This is a genomic window from Prosthecobacter sp. (genome assembly GCF_044232965.1).
In the GTDB taxonomy this organism is placed as follows: Bacteria; Verrucomicrobiota; Verrucomicrobiia; order Verrucomicrobiales; family Verrucomicrobiaceae; genus Prosthecobacter.
The window spans coordinates 1-15,489 of record NZ_JBIIKX010000107.1 but is presented as its reverse complement, the minus strand read 5'-3'; the positions used below and the strand labels follow the sequence as shown (position 1 = coordinate 15,489).

Annotated in this window: 13 protein-coding genes and 1 pseudogene; 6 read left to right on the top strand and 8 right to left on the bottom strand. The window is 61.2% G+C overall.

The window, feature by feature from the left end; translation table 11 throughout:
- Positions 1–318 precede the first annotated feature (318 nt).
- Positions 319–795 carry a hypothetical protein gene (locus tag ACILSI_RS25265; RefSeq protein WP_395724700.1) on the bottom strand — a complete coding sequence of 159 codons (477 nt, stop codon included), beginning with the start codon at positions 793–795 and terminating at the stop codon, positions 319–321.
- 22 nt (positions 796–817) lie between these two features.
- A complete protein-coding gene (lpdA, locus tag ACILSI_RS25260) occupies positions 818–2,194 on the bottom strand; it encodes a dihydrolipoyl dehydrogenase (protein ID WP_395724699.1) in 1,377 nt (458 codons plus the stop codon).
- 193 nt (positions 2,195–2,387) lie between these two features.
- Between lpdA and ACILSI_RS25255 the strand changes: the two genes are divergently transcribed.
- The 4 genes from ACILSI_RS25255 to ACILSI_RS25240 all read left to right on the top strand — a co-directional run bounded on the left by ACILSI_RS25255 (position 2,388) and on the right by ACILSI_RS25240 (position 6,544).
- A complete protein-coding gene (locus ACILSI_RS25255) occupies positions 2,388–3,335 on the top strand; it encodes a S1C family serine protease (protein WP_395724698.1) in 948 nt (315 codons plus the stop codon).
- Positions 3,332–4,450: a S1C family serine protease gene (locus tag ACILSI_RS25250; RefSeq protein WP_395724697.1), complete on the top strand. Its 1,119-nt coding sequence runs from the start codon at positions 3,332–3,334 to the stop codon at positions 4,448–4,450. Before ACILSI_RS25255 ends, ACILSI_RS25250 begins: the two co-directional genes overlap by 4 nt.
- Before the next feature lie 74 nt (positions 4,451–4,524).
- Complete coding sequence (locus ACILSI_RS25245) at positions 4,525–5,814, top strand: aminopeptidase P N-terminal domain-containing protein (RefSeq protein WP_395724696.1); 1,290 nt, start codon at positions 4,525–4,527, stop codon at positions 5,812–5,814.
- A 1-nt stretch (position 5,815) separates the two neighbouring features.
- A complete protein-coding gene (locus ACILSI_RS25240; protein WP_395724695.1) occupies positions 5,816–6,544 on the top strand; it encodes a 16S rRNA (uracil(1498)-N(3))-methyltransferase in 729 nt (242 codons plus the stop codon).
- Between the two features lie 95 nt (positions 6,545–6,639).
- On the opposite strand, the gene ACILSI_RS25235 is transcribed toward ACILSI_RS25240, so the two are convergent.
- Both ACILSI_RS25235 and ACILSI_RS25230 read right to left on the bottom strand, forming a co-directional pair.
- Positions 6,640–7,215, bottom strand: coding sequence for a molybdenum cofactor guanylyltransferase (locus ACILSI_RS25235; protein WP_395724694.1), 576 nt, complete (start codon positions 7,213–7,215; stop codon positions 6,640–6,642).
- Positions 7,212–7,667 (bottom strand): MOSC domain-containing protein, encoded by a 456-nt coding sequence (locus ACILSI_RS25230; protein WP_395724693.1) that lies wholly within the window; start codon positions 7,665–7,667, stop codon positions 7,212–7,214. The genes ACILSI_RS25235 and ACILSI_RS25230 overlap by 4 nt, the downstream gene beginning before the upstream one ends.
- A 45-nt stretch (positions 7,668–7,712) precedes the next feature.
- Here ACILSI_RS25230 and ACILSI_RS25225 point away from each other — a divergent pair, with 45 nt between their 5' ends.
- Positions 7,713–8,744: a Gfo/Idh/MocA family protein gene (locus ACILSI_RS25225; protein WP_395724692.1), complete on the top strand. Its 1,032-nt coding sequence runs from the start codon at positions 7,713–7,715 to the stop codon at positions 8,742–8,744.
- A 1-nt stretch (position 8,745) separates the two neighbouring features.
- Here the strand turns inward: ACILSI_RS25225 and ACILSI_RS25220 are convergent, their stop codons facing one another.
- The gene (locus tag ACILSI_RS25220; RefSeq protein ID WP_395724701.1) at positions 8,746–9,225 is read right to left on the bottom strand and encodes a response regulator; all 480 of its coding nucleotides are present in this window, start codon (positions 9,223–9,225) and stop codon (positions 8,746–8,748) included.
- Between the two features lie 156 nt (positions 9,226–9,381).
- Positions 9,382–9,914, bottom strand: a pseudogene (locus tag ACILSI_RS25215) (serine/threonine-protein kinase); the annotation flags it as partial.
- A 277-nt stretch (positions 9,915–10,191) separates the two neighbouring features.
- Here ACILSI_RS25215 and ACILSI_RS25210 point away from each other — a divergent pair.
- Positions 10,192–13,170: a dehydrogenase gene (locus ACILSI_RS25210; protein ID WP_395724691.1), complete on the top strand. Its 2,979-nt coding sequence runs from the start codon at positions 10,192–10,194 to the stop codon at positions 13,168–13,170.
- Positions 13,171–13,242: 72 nt separating this feature from the next.
- Here the strand turns inward: ACILSI_RS25210 and ACILSI_RS25205 are convergent, their stop codons facing one another.
- Together ACILSI_RS25205 and ACILSI_RS25200 are read right to left on the bottom strand one after the other, a co-directional pair.
- Positions 13,243–14,538 carry a tetratricopeptide repeat protein gene (locus ACILSI_RS25205; protein WP_395724690.1) on the bottom strand — a complete coding sequence of 432 codons (1,296 nt, stop codon included), beginning with the start codon at positions 14,536–14,538 and terminating at the stop codon, positions 13,243–13,245.
- A gap of 16 nt (positions 14,539–14,554) precedes the next feature.
- On the bottom strand, positions 14,555–15,489 hold a 935-nt coding region (locus ACILSI_RS25200; protein ID WP_395724689.1), incomplete at its 5' end, for an ATP-binding protein.

Genomic DNA, 15,489 nt, shown 5'->3' with positions numbered 1-15,489 from the left:
GGGTGTGTAGGTCGGACTCGCGAAGAGTGAAGCCCAACGGGCTTCCGTCATGCAGCCCAGGGTTGGCACAACCCTGGGTCAAAGGCGTTCACGTTTTCGGAAGGTCAGGGAGCCCTGAATGGGTTCCGTCCCGCGAGCGTTCACCAGCCTTCGACGATGGACGGAACCCACGTTGGGGTTCGCCCTTGAGCATGGCGGGTGTTTCATCGCGATTCCCAGGGTAGAGCTTCCTGCCCGCAGTGCTTCGCACAGCGATGCAGGCGGGCGCGCACCCCTTGGACTATGAGACGCAAGCCCGCTGGCCTTGGAGTTTTGCAGTCAGTTCGGCTTTTTGCCCCTCCTCATAACCACGCTGTTTTGATTCTCCCAATCAACGGGATTATCAAGATAGATACCTTGTGAATCTTCGTGAAAATCGAAGAGGCAAACGACATTCACGTCTGCTGGCATGACTTGTATCCCCCATTTCACCAGATCGTCATCAGCGGTGCTATCGATCAATTTCCATCTGCCGTTTCGATTGATCACTCGACACTTGTCCATGGAGTGATCCAGCGTGTAGGGCAGGCTTGTCGCCGTGAATGTTCCATCGGCATGAAATTCGATGCCCGCCTTGGGTGGCAATTGATGAATGTCGTTGTTGGCGAGCCATTCTTTCACGCTGGGGGCCACCCAAGCCACCTCCCATTTGCCCACAATCTCTTCAGGCGTGGGCTTTCGTTCCAAGAAGTCTGAACACGAGGTCAGAACAAATAAAAACCCTGTGAGCACGAGTGCGATCAGCAGGGTTTTCATATTCAGGAATCCGGTGGATTACTCACACATGAATCGGATGCCCCTTGGCGACTTCGGTGGCCTCCTTGACCATCTCGGACAGAGTCGGATGGGCGTGGATGGTGGCTTCGATTTCGTCCCAGGTGGCTTCCAGATTCATGGCGAGGCCGATCTCGGCGATCATCTCGGTGCTCTCGCTGCCGATAATGTGCGCGCCGATGATTTCGCCGTGCGGTTCGCCGTAGAGAATCTTGACGAAGCCTTCGGGCTCGGCGGCGGCGAGGGCCTTGCCGCTGGCGACGTAGGGGAACTTGCCGACCTTGAACTTGAGGCCCTTTTCCTTCGCCGCACGCTCGGTGAGGCCGATGCTGGCGACCTGCGGGTGGCAGTAGGTGCAGCCGGGGAAGACGCCGACTTTCTTGGGCTTGTGCTTGGTGAACATGCCTTCGACGGCCTGCACGGCCTCGTAGCTGGCGACGTGGGCGAGCCAAGGCGGTCCGATGATGTCGCCCGCGCCGTAGATGCCTTTGACGGAGGTTTGATAGCGATCATCGGTTTGCAGCCAGCCGCGGTCGGTGAGCTTGATCTCGATGCCGCCGGGCAGCACGGGTTTCACGCCGATGGCGACGAGGCAGACGTCGGCCTCCAGCGTTTCATTGGCCGCGCCTTCGACGGTGATTTTGACGCCTTTGCCGTCCTCGGAGGTGCCGGTGACCTTGGTGTTGGTCAGGATGCGGATGCCGGCCTTGGTGAGGCTCTTTTCGAGGAGTTTGGACACCTCGGTGTCCTCGACGGGGAGGATGTCGGGCAGCATCTCAACGACGGTGACCTTGGTGCCGTAGGCGTTGAAGAAATACGCGAACTCAATGCCGATGGCGCCCGCGCCGATGACGATGATGCTCTTCGGCTGCGTGGCCATGGTCATGGCCTCCTTGCTGCCGATGACGGTGGTGCCGTTGAAGGGGAAGCCGGGCATGTCGCGCGTCTTCGCACCGGTGGCGATGAGGATGTTCGCGGCGTCGTGAGTCTCCTTTTTGCCGTCAGCAGCCGTCACTTCGACCTTGCCAGCGGCGGGGATGCTGGCGGTGCCACGGAGGTAGTCGATCTTGTTCTTCTTGAAGAGGAACTCGATGCCCTTGTTGAGCTTGTCGCTCACGCCACGGCTGCGGCCGATCACTTTGGACCAATCATACTCGACGCTGCCGATCTTCAGGCCGAACTCCTCGGCGCGGTGGGTGATCGTGTGGTAAAGCTCGGCGTTTTTCAGCAAAGCCTTGGTCGGAATGCAGCCCCAGTTCAGGCAGGTGCCCCCGGCGCGGTCATTTTCGACGCAGGCCACTTTTTTGCCGAGTTGCGCTGCGCGGATGGCTCCGACGTAGCCCGCAGGCCCGCCGCCGATGACAATGAGGTCGTAGTTCATGAGAAAAGTGGATTTTTTGGGGGTGAGACCGGCGAGAGAAGCGCAGCCCCGCCCCGTATTCAACCGCAGATTCCCCCTTCGCATGCCAGATTGACCTGCGGAGAAGGAGAACGTAGTTTCCGGCACGCGCATGTTCCTCCTCTGCACTCATTTTCCCGGCAGAGCCGCCACGATCCTCGTGGTGACGAGAATCATGCTCTCATGCTCCCTGGCCGCCGGAGGTCTGGACGCCAGCCCAACGGCCAAAACCGATGTCGCCAAGCTGCTGCGTATCCAGAACGACGTGCAAAAGCTCCTGCCGCAGGTGCGTCCGGCGCTGGTCGCCATCCAAACCGGCGGCGGCACGGCCAGCGGCGTGATCATTTCGGCTGACGGCCTGCTGCTCACCGCCGCGCATGTCCCCGGCGGCCCCGGCAAGGACATGCGGGTCATTTTGGAGGACGGCAGTGTCACCACCGCGAAATCCCTCGGCCTGGACAAGGCGACGGACGCCGCGCTGGCCCAGCTCAAGAAACGCGAAAAGCCCTGGCCCTTTGTGAAACTGAGCCGCGAGGTCATCAAGGCGCAGCCGGGCGAGTGGTGTTTCGCGCTCGGGCATCCGGGTGGTTTTGACAAATCGCGTGGTCCGGTGCTCCGCGTGGGCAAGATCATCAAACAGACCGCCAACAGCCTGCACACCGACTGCGTGCTGATGGGCGGCGACTCCGGCGGGCCGTTGTTCAACTTCGCCGGCGAGGTGATCGGCATCCACAGCCAGATCTGGGAGAACCGCGATCAAAACGTGCATGTGTCCATGGCCCCGTTTCTGCGCTCCTGGGATGCGATGCACAAATCCCAGGTCATCAAGGTGTGGGGCGTTGGCGCGGGTGGCTATCTGGGCGTCGCCACCGTCATGAGCGACAACGTGGAGCTGGAGGTGGCCGATGTGATCGAAGGCTCACCCGCCCAGAAGGCCGGTGTGCGTGCGGGCGATGTCATCCTCAGCGTCAATGACGACGCCATGACCGACCAGCAGCAGTTCACCGCCACGGTGCGCTCCAAAGCCGCCGGGGACACCTTGAAGCTCAAACTCCGCAGCGGCGGCAAAGAGCGTGAACTGGCGGTCAAGCTGGCCCAAAAGCCGCAGGAGGACTCGGAATGAAGAACGCTGAAACATGCGCCCGCGCGTCTGGCATCTCGACTTCGTCGTTTGAGCTTCGTCATTCGTTCGTCATTCGGAAATTCGTCATTCGTCATTCCGCCGTCCTCTTACTCCTCAGCCCGTTTTCCGCACATGCGGAATCTCCGCGTCCCACGCTGCCGCCGGAGCAGCGCACGAATGGCAGGCAAACCCTCGCCGCTGTCATGCAGCTCAAGCCGCTCACGCTTGAATGCGCCGCCCGCATCGAAAGTGTGCTCGGACGTCCCATCTGCACTGCCACCATCGTTGGGGCGGAAGGTTATCTGCTGACCAAGGCCAGCGAGGTGCCCGATCTTGGCAAAGCCACGGTCCGTCTGGCCGATGGTCGCACCGCGCCGTTGCGCGAGGTGCATCGTGACGTGCGGCTCGACCTCGTTTTGGCGCAGGCCGTCGGTCTCACGGGGCTTCAGGCCGTTTCCTTCGGCGCGGCCAAGCCCCTGGCACTCGGCCAATGGCTGTGCAGCACGGCGGACGTGGGCAAGGAGCCGCGAATCGGCATCGTCAGCGCCCAGCGTCGCCGGATTCCCGGCACCGGGGCCGCGCTCGGCATCCGCATGGATGAAAAAACACCCAAGGAGGTCAAAGGCGTGCGCATCATCGGCATCGCCAGCGAAAGCCCCGCCGAGATCGCCGGCCTTCAGGAAAACGACGTGCTGCTCAACATTGCCGGCGTGGCCGTGGCGCAGTACCGCCGTGTGCATGAGCTGGTGAACAAGCGCCAGCCCGGCGAGGTCATCGAGGTGCGTTACCTGCGCAAGGACAAGGAGGAGACCTGCCGCGTCCGCCTCGCCAGCCGCACGAAAGTGCTGCAAAACTGGGAAGGCGAGGATTTTGCCAACGGCGGCATCTCCCTGCGTTCCGACAATTTCCCCGAAGTCCTCCAGCATGACATCCCGCTCTACCCCGCCGATATGGGCGGCCCCGTCGCCACGCTCGAAGGCAAGGTCGTCGGCATCAACATCGCCCGCGTTGATCGTGTGACGACCTTTGCACTCCCTGTCGAAGCGTTCTGGCCCGAGGTGCAAAAGTGGATGCAGGCGGACAGTCATCCGCCGAAGGCGGTGCTGGTGAAGTAAAACGAATGTCCACATTCGTTTGAGAGTGAGACGAACCTTGCAACGAATGTGGACATTCGTTCTACCTTCCAATCATGCGCTACCAGCCCCTCCCCGCCGAACTGTTCGTCTCCAACCGTCAGCACCTTTACGCCAAGCTGCCGTCGCAGTCGGTCGTCATCGTTCACGCGAATGATGTGCTTCCCACGAATGCGGACGGCTCCCTCGGGTTCGTACAGAACAGCGATCTGTTTTACCTGAGCGGTGTGGATCAGGAGGAGACGATCCTCATTCTCTTCCCCGACGCGGCCGATCCGAAGCAGCGTGAGATGCTCTTTGTGCGTGAGACGAACGAGCACATCGCCGTGTGGGAGGGAGAAAAGCTCACCAAGGAGCAGGCCACCGAGCGCAGCGGCATCCAGCGCGTGCATTGGCTCACGGAATTCGAGACACACTTCCGCTCCGTCATGTGCCAGGCGGACCACGTCTTCCTCAACTCGAACGAGCACCCTCGCGCCACCATCCCGACTGAAACGCGCGAGACGCGCTTCACGCACCGCTGCCAGCTCGAATATCCTCTGCACGACTATCGCCGCCTCGCCCAGCTCATGCACGAGCTGCGTGTCATCAAGAGCCCGCACGAGCTGACCGCGCTCAACGAGGCCATCCGCATCACCAGCGACGGCTTCGACCGCCTGCTGAAGTTCGTGAAGCCCGGCGTGCATGAGTTCGAGATCGAGGCCGAGCTGTCGCATGAGTTCATCCGCCAGCGCGGTCGTGGCTTTGCCTACACGCCGATCATCGCTACCGGGGCAAACGCTTGCGTGCTGCATTACATCACCAACCACTGCCAGTGTCAGGATGGTGAGCTGCTGCTACTCGACGTGGCCGCCAACTACGGCAACTACAACGCCGACCTCACGCGCACGATTCCCGTGAATGGCAAATTCACGCCGCGCCAACGTCAGGTGTATGACGCTGTGCTCCGCGTCTTCAAACAGTGCTGCCAGATGCTTCGCCCCGGCGTCATCATCCGTGAATACCAAGAACAAGTCGGCCTTCTCATGCAGGAAGAACTCCTCGGCCTCGGCCTCATCACGCAGGAGGACATCGACAAACAGGATCCCGACAAGCCCGCGTATAAAAAATACTTTCCGCACGGCACCTCACATCCGCTGGGCATCGATGTTCACGATGTCGGCCACATGTGGAAGCCCGTGCAGCCCGGTATGGTCTTCACCGTCGAACCCGGCATCTACATCCGTGAGGAAAAGCTCGGCGTCCGCCTCGAAAACAACATCGTCATCGGCGAACACGAAAACATCGACCTCATGGCGCACATCCCGATTGAAGCAGATGAAATCGAAGCGCTGATGAAACGCTGACATGTCGCTGCCACGCTTCCATCTCTCATCCACTCAATGGACTGGGCCGCATCTCACGCTCACCGGCGATGAAGCGCAGCATTGCAGCCGAGTGATGCGCAAGCAGCCCGGCGACACGATCGAGATTTTCGACGGCGCAGGCCGTGTGGCCGTCTGCGAGATCACCCAGATCTCCAAATCGGAGGTGCAGGCCCAAATCATCTCCGAAACGCGAGTCGAGCCGTTTCAGACTGCGATTCATCTCCTCCCCGCCCTCATCAAAGCCGAACCCTTCGAGTGGCTGCTCGAAAAAGCCGTCGAACTCGGTGCCGCCAGCATCCAGCCCGTCATCACCGAGCGCAGCATCGTCCATCTCGATGCCGCGCAGACGGAGAAGAAGCTCGCCAAGTGGCGCAGGCACATGATCGAGAGCGCCAAGCAGTGCCACACGCCGTTTGTGCCCGAACTGAAGGCTCCCATCGCTTTCGCAGCCAGTTTGAAGATTCAAGCCGACTTCAAACTCATTCCCGCTCTCAGCGAGCACAGCCGCACACTCAAACGAGCGTTGCCATCTTCGAAGCCCAACAGTGTGGGCGTTTTGATTGGCCCTGAGGGAGATTTTACCTCCGAGGAAGAAACACAGGCGTTCTTCGCGGGCTTTGTGCCCATCACGCTTGGCCCGCTGGTCCTGCGTGCTGAGACCGCCACCATCGCTACACTCGCGATTTTGGGGCATGAACTCCGCTCATAGTGGTCCGCACAGTCCTCTGTGCGGTCTTCCGCAAATCCATGAGCCTCGACAACACCCAAACCGCACAGAGACTGTGCGGACCACTTTGCAAAGCCTCACTTCAAATCATGCGGTGTGTTCACGTTGTGGAAGAGGGGCGTTTGATCATCACTGAGCATCTGAGTGGTGGCCAAATCTGAATGGACACAGGCTTCGATGATTGGTTGCAGCGCGAGGTGTTTTGCACGCAGCGCGGCTTGCAGGAGGGGCAGCATGGCGGGGACGTAGAGACCGGCGAGCACTTCATCGCCATGCGGGCCGCGATAGAACCGGCCACGCACGGGTTCAGCGACCGGAACGAGATGCTCGCGCAGAAACGCGGCGGTCATCCACGGCATATCGACGGCAAGGACGAGCAGCGGCATTTGCACGCGCTCCAAACAGCGGGTGATCGCGCCCAGCGGGCCGTCATCCACACCGTCGGGGTCATGGATGATCTCAACGCCATCGTTCACGAACAAGGGTTGTTCGCGGCGGCAGGAGAGCAGCACGCGTGCGGCTCCGAGGGATTGCAGTTTGTGCAACTGCGCCTGCCACAACTCCTGCCCATGCCAGTGGAGCAGGGCTTTGTCCTGCTTCATCCGGGTGGAGCGGCCACCGGCGAGCAGAACGGCTGCGAAGGGCGTGTTCATGATTTGCGTAGGATACCGTTGCTCAAAATCTTCGCACGCAGTCCGCCGTGACCTTTCAGCGCGTCTTCCGCACCTTCGGCAAAGGCTTGATTCATCCAGTAGCAGGGCGTGCTTTCCTGCGTGCCGAGGAAACGGATGCCCTGCACCTCGAATTCGACGCCGATGAGCGTGTTGAGGTCGATGCCCTTGGTGATGATGTTGCGGCGGAAGGCGGAGGGTGGCACGTCGATGACGCTGAACTTTTCGCAGAGGCGTTCATACTGCTCGTGCTCGAAGAAGGTGATCTGGCCCTTGTAGTCTTCCTTCCAGCCGAAGAAACGATCGCCCACGAGTCCTTTGCCGGCCACGCATTCGACTTCCGGCACCTCGATCATCGGCGCCGTGCCTGCGGGCTGACCGTGGTGACCGAAGAAGTTGTGCTCTGGCGAAAGGTAGATGTGCAGGATTTGCATGCGGTGCTTGGATGTTGGCGCAAACGTGTCACGATTCATACGTCTATGACTTCCACAGAGCAACCCATCCGCATCGGCATCATCGGAGCCGGTGGCATCGTCAAATCACGCCACATGCCCGGTCTGCGGGCGATTCCGAACGTGCAGATCGTCCAGGTGACAAACCGTTCCCTGGCAAGCGCCGAGGCTTTCTGCCGCGAATTCGCGCCGGAAGCGCATGCCGTGGAGCGCTGGGAGGAAGTGGCGTCGTCACCTGAGGTCGATGTGGTCTGGATCGGCACGCATCCCTACATGCACGCGGAGATGACGTGCTACGCGCTCCAGCACGGAAAGCATGTTTTCACGCAGGCGCGCATGGCGGCCTCGCTGCCGGAGGCAAACCAGATGTGGGAGGCGGCGATTCGTTATCCTGAACTTGTCACGGGGATCTGTCCGGCACCGCAGGGCATGAAAGGCGGCGAACTCGTGAAGCAATTGATCGCGGAAGGTGCCATCGGCACGCCGCATCAGGCGCTGCTGCATAGTTTTAACGATGCGTGGCTCGATCCGAACACTCCCGCGCATTGGCGGCAGCAATCGGACCTGAGCGGCATCCAAATCCTCACGCTGGGCATCTACACCGAGGTGCTACAGCGCTGGCTCGGCCACATCGTCGAGGTCGAGGCACGCGGCAATGTGGTGATTCCTGAACGCGCGGGCGTGGAGGTCGATATCCCCGATTTCGTGAACGTGATGGCGAAATTCCGCAGCGGTCTCGAAGCAACGATGCTCTTCAGCGGCGTGGCCGCGCATGCGCCGACGGACAAACTGTGGCTCTTCGGCTCCGAAGGCACGCTGAGCTATGACTTCGCCACCGACGACCTCCAACTCGGCAAACGCGGCGGCAAACTGGAGTCGGTGCCGATTCCCACCGAGATGCAGCGAAGCTGGACGGTGGAACGCGACTTCATCGCTGCTGTGCGCGATCCTTCAGCGCCGCGACCCAAGCCTGACTTCAACGAAGGCATGAACTACATGCGCGTGGTGCATGCCGTGTGGCAGGCGATGGACGCGCAGGCTGCGGCAAGGGTGATGTGAATCACACGGCGCGTCGGCGGCCCACGGCCAGCACGCCGTTCACCATCTGCAGGAGGCTTTCGACTTGATACGGCTTTGGCAGGGCGGCGGCGAAGCCGTAGGCGGCGCAGTCCTTCATCACCGGATCGTCACGGTAGCCGGAGGAGACGATGGCGAGGATTTGCGGGTCGATGCGGCGCAGGTGCATCATCGTCTCACGACCGCACATGCCGTCCGGGATGGTGAGGTCGAGAATGGCGATGTCATAAGGACGGCCCTGCTGCACGGCCTCGTGGTAAAGCCGTACGGTGTCTTTGCCGTCGCCGGTTTCGACGACTTCAAACGCGGCCTTTTCCAAGGCGCGGCGCATGAGGTCGCGAACCATGAGATCGTCCTCCAGCAGCAGGATACGGCCGGCTTTAGGCGGCGCGAAGGTTTGCAGCGGTGTGCTGGGTGTTTGCGCCACAGCGGGGACGAGCGTGGCCTCGATGGCGCGGCGCATGTCGGTGATGGATTGAAAGCGGTGTTGCCGGTCCGGCATCAGGGCGCGAATGACGATGGCATCGAAACGCGGGTCGAGGTCGGGTCGTAGCACTGAGGGCGGCTGCCAGGTGCCGCGTGGCAGCGCTCCCGTGAGCATCTGGTACATCAGCACACCGAAGGCGTAGATGTCCGCGCGGTGATCGACCTCGCGGTGCGCGTTGAACTGCTCGGGCGCGGCGTATTCCGGCGTGCCCATGACCATGTGCGTCTCGGTGGCGATGGACGCGGTGCGCGCCACGTCCTTGGCGAGGCCAAATCGGCGATCTTTACCTCGCCCTGCCGCGTGAGCATGATGTTCGCAGGCTTGATGTCACGATGGACGATGCCTTTCGAGTGCGCGTATTCGAGCCCGGCGCAGATTTGGGGCAGCAGTTGCAGCGCGATTTCGGACGTCATGCGTCCCAGACGCATGATCTCGGCGAGGTCGGTGCCATCGACGAACTCCATGACGAAGTACAAGAACTCGCTGCCGAGATGCCCGTAGTCGTAGATGGCGACGATATTTGGGTGATTTAATGCAGCCATCGCGCGCGCTTCGCGGCGGAAGCGGTCCTCAAAAGCGAAGTCGTAGCCGTCGCTCACGCGCAGCACTTTGATGGCCACGGGGCGTCCCAGGCTGAGCTGAGTGCCACGATAAACGGTGCCCATGCCGCCCAGACCCACCTGCGCCTGCACCGAATAGCGACCGAACGGCATCATCGCCGAAAGCTCCGTCGGGGAGGGCGGCAAGGCGCGGGACACGGCAGAAGCGGAGGCTGGGTGGCTCATGAAGTGGTGAATCATGACACTGTGGCACACGCGGCGATGGGAGCAACCGCCGTGAGCTTCGAGCCGCGATTCAGGCCATGTGCTGGCACGAAAATACCGGAACAAGCGACAAGGCCGCAAGAAACCACCCCGCCGGGGAGGTTTGTTTTCCACCACCATGAAATCGCGCCTTCTTTTCCTCGCGCTCGGCGCCTCCGCCCTCGCTGCCGACCCCAATCCCAAAGCGGATGACATCGCGGGCAATGAGGCCGTCAAAAAAATCATGGAGACCCGCCCCGGTCGCGGCGTGATGCGTGACGACACACCGCCCACACCGCCGCAGGAGGCGCTGAAGAAATTCAAAACGCGCAGCGATGTCGCCATCGACCTCATGGCGTCCGAGCCGGTCGTCGAGCAGCCGCTTTATGTGAGCTGGGACTCCAAGGGCCGCATGTGGGTCACGCAGTATCGCCAGTATCAGTTCCCCGCCGGATTGAAGATCATCAGCTACGACCAGCACCTCCGTGCGAAGTTCGACAAAGTGCCGCTGCCGCCGCCGCGTGGCGAAAAAGGCGCGGACAAGATCACCGTCTTCGAAGACACGGACGGCGACGGCTTTTTCGACAAGCACGAGGACGTCATCACCGGCCTGAACATCGCCAGCGCCGCCCTCCACGGCATGGGCCGCATCTGGGTGCTGAATCCGCCCTATCTGCTCAGCTATCCCGATGCTGATTTTGATGCCAAGCCTGATGGCGATCCCGAGGTCGAGCTCAGCGGCTTCGGTTTGGAGGACACCCACAGCGTCGCCACCAATCTGCAATGGGGCATGGACGGCTGGCTTTATGGAGCCAACGGCAGCACCACCACCGGCAACGTCAGCAGCGCCAACACGAAGAACGTGAAATGGGAAGGCCAGTGCATCTGGCGCTACCATCCGAGGAAGAAGACCTTCGAAATCTACGCCGAGGGCGGCGGGAACACCTTCAGCCTCGATATCGACAGCAAGGGGCGCATTTTCTCCGGCACGAACGGAGCCACGCGCGGCATGCACTACGAACAGGGCAGCTATGGCATCAAAGGCTGGGGCAAACACGGACCGCTGACCAATCCGTATGCCTTCGGCTGGTTCGAGCACATGAAGCATGAGGGTGACAACAAACGCTTCCCCCAGGCATTCACCGTGTATGAAGGCGGCCTGCTCGGCAGCGCCTACGAGGGCAAAATCATCGCCCCGAATGCCTTGCACAATCTCGTCTATGTCAGCGAGCGCATCGCCGACGGCTCCACCTTTCGCACCAAGGACGAAGAGCAGCTCATCACCACCACCGACCGCTGGTTCCGCCCCGTCTGGGCCGGCGTCGGCCCAGACGGCGGCTTCTACATGGCCGACTGGTATGACACGCGTCTCAGCCACGTCAGCCCCGTCGATGACTGGCACAAAACCAGCGGCCGCATCTACCGCGTCCGTCCCGCGAGCGGTGCGCCGAAGCTGAAGCCGTTTGATTTGAGCAAGGCGAGCGGTGAGGAGCTTCTTGGTTATCTGAGCCACACGAATGAGTGGTTCAGGAAGCAAGCCATCCACGAAATCGCATGGCGAAACATGACTGAGCTCGTGCCGAAGCTCAAAGCGATGCCTCTCACCTTGGAAACCCTTTGGGCGCTGGATGCACTCAACGCCGTCGAAGCAGTGCCAATCAATCATAGCGATCCCTACATCCGCCGGTGGGCTTGGAAGATGGCTGGCGAAGGCCAGGCTCTGCCCACCTTTCGCGAAGAAAAGAATCTGGAAGTCTGTGCTCAAATCCTCGCTTCAGCAAAGAAGCTGCCCAGCGCAGGCGCGCTTTTTCTTCTGCGTGCAGGCGACATTGAAGACGAAAGCGGTCATCTCCCATTACTCGCTTGGTGGGCGCTCGAATCGAAGGCCGAAAAAGAGCGCGAAACAGTCTTCAAATACTTCAAAGCCGACCCTGCATTCCTCCAAACCAAACTCTTCCGCGAACATCTCGCCGAAAAGCTCGCGAAACGCTACGCGATAGCTGGTGGTGAAGAAAACCTCAACTCCTGCGCCGACCTGTTCGCGCTCACCAACGATGAAGCGTTGCGCGGCAAATTCATCGCAGGCATCGCCTCTGCGTTCGAAGGCGCAGAGATGCCGAAACTGCCCGATTCGCTCACCAAGGCCCTCAACGACTACATGGCGAAGCAAAGCGGCGGCGATCTCACGCTTGCGTTGCGCAGCGGAAACGCGGATGCGCTCAAAAACGCCCTCAAACTGCTCTCTGACACCAAAGCCAGCAACACCGCCCGCATCGCCATCGCGAAGACTTTGGCCGAACTCGGGAAACAAGAGGCCGTGATGCCCATGGTCGGCATTTTGAAAGCCACGAACCCGCCCAGCCTCAAACGCGGCATGTTGCAGGCTGCGGCCAAGTTTGACGACAAACGTATCCCCGAAGCCCTGCTGCTCGGTTGGGAAGGTCAAATCGCGGGAGACAAAGCTCTGCGCGAAGACGCCCTCCGAGTCATGGCCGGACGCAAAGAGTGGGCGCAGATCCTCGTGAGCTTCGTCAACGACTGGAAGGTGCCCGTGAAGCATTTCACCATCGACATCGTCCGCCAGCTCAGCCTGCACAAGGACGCGGACATCGACGCCGCCATCGACAAGCACTGGCGCGGCCTCCTTGTCACCGGTCCCACGCCGGAAAAGAAGAAAGAGGCCGAGCGCATCAAAGCCGTGCTCAAAACCGGCCTTGGAGACGCTGACAAAGGGAAACTTCAGTTCATGGCCCGCTGTTTCATCTGCCACAAGCTCTTCAACGAAGGCGGCACCATCGGCCCCGACCTCACCGGCTACGACCGTGCTAACGTGGACTTCTGGCTCGACAACATGTTCACCCCCAGTCTCGAAATCCGCGAAGGCTTCGGCGCTTACATCGTGAAAACCAAGGGCGGCCAGATCCTCACCGGCCTCATCGACGCCCAGGACGGCATTGGCATCGTCATCAAAGACATGGCCAACAACAAAACGCCGGTGAAGCAGGCCGACATCGAGAAGATGGAAGCGTCACCGATCTCCCTGATGCCCGAAGGATTGACGACAGGGATGAGCGACGCCGATTTGAAGGACTTCTTTGCGTATTTGATGAAGAAGTGAGCATGGAGTGGCGACGAGTCGTCGCCAAACCTTCAGCCGACGACTCGTCGGCGCTCCATGGGCGGCGACGGGTCACCGATACAGCACTCCCAGTCCGCGCAGCCAGGTGGTGGCGATGCCGAGGAGCATGATCAGAGCTCCCAGTTCTCCGGCGTAAGGCAGGTGCAGGTCGGCGAATGCCTCCAGGGTGGCATACACGGAGCCGAAACCGGCGAGAGCAGCAGCGGCACCATAGACATACAGACCCAGCCAGTGGTCGTTGGTGAAGGCGGCGGCGTTGATGACGGCGGCGAGGATGCAGACGAGGGCTGAAAAACCGCCTTCGGCCTCCAAACCCCAGGCAAAACCGAGCGCGAGGCAGGCGATGGAGCCGAAGATCAACCCGCCGACCACGATGCCTTCCCAGTATTCACGCGGGCGTAGTGCCTGCCGCGCGAAGCGGTCCATCACCATGAAGGCGGAGCTGAAGCCACGAGCCAGATGCGCCCACAGCACGAACAGCAGCCACGCGCCGATGACGAGGTAGGCCAGGATGGGCGACACGGTCTTCAGCCAAGTGCTGAGCACCTTGTAGGCGATGAATCCACCGATCATGATGGCCATCTGCCGCCCTTCGGTGAACTGGTTCATGAAATGCGCGAAGCGCAGTTGCTGCCGGTACGGCCACGAACGCGCACGAAAGGACTCGATGAGGCCCATGCGCGCGTTTTCGTTCATCGGGTTGAGGCGCAGCGCTTCGAGAAAATGCTCGTTGGCTTTTTTGTGATCGCCCTCCATCACGGCCTGCCAGCCGGCGCTGGTGTGGGCGCTGTCGTCGTCGGCGTTGCGCTCGAGCTGGTAGCGAATGAGGTCTTTGTTGTCGCCGTCCTTCTTTTGCAGCAGCAGCGCGGCGGAGAGCACCTCGGCGGCCATGGTGTTCTCCGTGTCGAGGGCCAGCGCGGCGCGGGCGGATGCCTCGGCTTGGGGAAAATCGCGCAGACGCAGGTGCAGGCGGGCGAGCACGGCGTGGCTGAAGTCGCTGTCGGGATCGAGGCCGACGGCTTCCTCGGCCTGTTTGAGCGCCTCTTTGATCGCGCCGGTCTGGCCGTCCTTGGCGTTGGCGTTCAAAGCGAGCGCCACAACGCTGCGGGCGAAGGCGTTTTCGGGTTCTAGGGCCACGGCGCGTTTCGCGGCGTCCACGGACTTTGGAGCGGTTTCGTCATCGTCCATCCAGCACAGCGCGAGCATGACAAAGCTGGGCGTGTGATGCGCGTCGAGTTCCAATGCCTGCTTGTAGCACGCGATGGCGTCCTGCATGCGGTGCTGGCTCTGCAACAACCTGCCACGCGCAAACGCGGCTTCGGGCGAAGGATGAAAGTCGTCGGACATGCGCTGTGGATGGGGTTCAGCGCTTCAGGAGGCCGAGATGCTTCAGCACGTCGTCGTAAAAGCCGCTTTGGTTCGAGTACATCGCGTAATTCTTCGCGCTCTCGAACCAAGCCTTCGTGGTAGGCTTGTGGCGACCAGCGGCCTTGATGAGATCCTTCGTGGTGAGCGGAATCACTTTGCCGGTCTTCATCGCCGCGTTCAGAACCTCCTCGGTGGCGAGATCGAAGACGGCTTTGAGGTCGGCACCGGAGAATCCGTCGGTCTTCTTCGCCAGCGCACGTGGATCGAGCTCACCGATGGGTTTCTTTTGCGCCATGACCTCGATGATCGCAGCACGACCACCTTCATCTGGCGGTGGAACGAAGAGCGTGCGGTCGAAGCGGCCTGGACGACGGAAGGCGGGGTCAATGTGCCACGGCGCGTTGGTGGCACCGAGGATGAGCACGCCGTCGTTGTTGGACTCGGCACCGTCCATCTCGGAGAGGAAGGCGTTGATGAGATTGCGGCCCGCGCTTTGACGCAGATCGCGGCGGTCGGCGGCCAGCGCATCGACTTCGTCGAAGAAGAGAATGCTCGGCGCGTTCTGGCGGGCGAGTTCGAAGACCTCGTGCATGTTTTTCTCCGAGTTGCCGATCCACATGTCGAGAATCTGATGCAGGCCGAGCGCGATGAAGTTCGCCTTGATCTCGCCTGCGGTGGCCTTGCTGATGAGCGTCTTGCCCACGCCGGGCGGGCCGTAGAGCAGCACACCGCCGCCGATCTTCTTGTCGTAGGCTTTGAACAGCTCCGCGTGTTGCAGCGGGTAGATGATCTTCATGCGGATATCCTCTTTGAGAGCCTCCATGCCGCCGACGCCGGAGAAATTGAGCTTCGGCTTCTCGAAATCGGCCAGACCGAGGTCGAAGGCCGCCCCGCCACGCGGATGACCGTCGTCATCGTCTTTGGTTTCGT

What these genes read in the sequence shown, in the direction of transcription:
- ACILSI_RS25210 (WP_395724691.1), top strand. Translation starts at nt 10,192, where the DNA reads ATGAAATCGCGCCTTCTTTTCCTCGCGCTCGGCGCCTCCGCCCTCGCT.
- ACILSI_RS25255 (WP_395724698.1), top strand. Translation starts at nt 2,388, where the DNA reads ATGCTCTCATGCTCCCTGGCCGCCGGAGGTCTGGACGCCAGCCCAACG.
- lpdA (WP_395724699.1), bottom strand. Translation starts at nt 2,194, where the DNA reads ATGAACTACGACCTCATTGTCATCGGCGGCGGGCCTGCGGGCTACGTC.
- ACILSI_RS25220 (WP_395724701.1), bottom strand. Translation starts at nt 9,225, where the DNA reads ATGCGCCGCGCCATCGAGGCCACGCTCGTCCCCGCTGTGGCGCAAACA.
- ACILSI_RS25225 (WP_395724692.1), top strand. Translation starts at nt 7,713, where the DNA reads ATGACTTCCACAGAGCAACCCATCCGCATCGGCATCATCGGAGCCGGT.
- ACILSI_RS25230 (WP_395724693.1), bottom strand. Translation starts at nt 7,667, where the DNA reads ATGCAAATCCTGCACATCTACCTTTCGCCAGAGCACAACTTCTTCGGT.
- ACILSI_RS25205 (WP_395724690.1), bottom strand. Translation starts at nt 14,538, where the DNA reads ATGTCCGACGACTTTCATCCTTCGCCCGAAGCCGCGTTTGCGCGTGGC.
- ACILSI_RS25250 (WP_395724697.1), top strand. Translation starts at nt 3,332, where the DNA reads ATGAAGAACGCTGAAACATGCGCCCGCGCGTCTGGCATCTCGACTTCG.
- ACILSI_RS25240 (WP_395724695.1), top strand. Translation starts at nt 5,816, where the DNA reads ATGTCGCTGCCACGCTTCCATCTCTCATCCACTCAATGGACTGGGCCG.
- ACILSI_RS25265 (WP_395724700.1), bottom strand. Translation starts at nt 795, where the DNA reads ATGAAAACCCTGCTGATCGCACTCGTGCTCACAGGGTTTTTATTTGTT.
- ACILSI_RS25245 (WP_395724696.1), top strand. Translation starts at nt 4,525, where the DNA reads ATGCGCTACCAGCCCCTCCCCGCCGAACTGTTCGTCTCCAACCGTCAG.
- ACILSI_RS25235 (WP_395724694.1), bottom strand. Translation starts at nt 7,215, where the DNA reads ATGAACACGCCCTTCGCAGCCGTTCTGCTCGCCGGTGGCCGCTCCACC.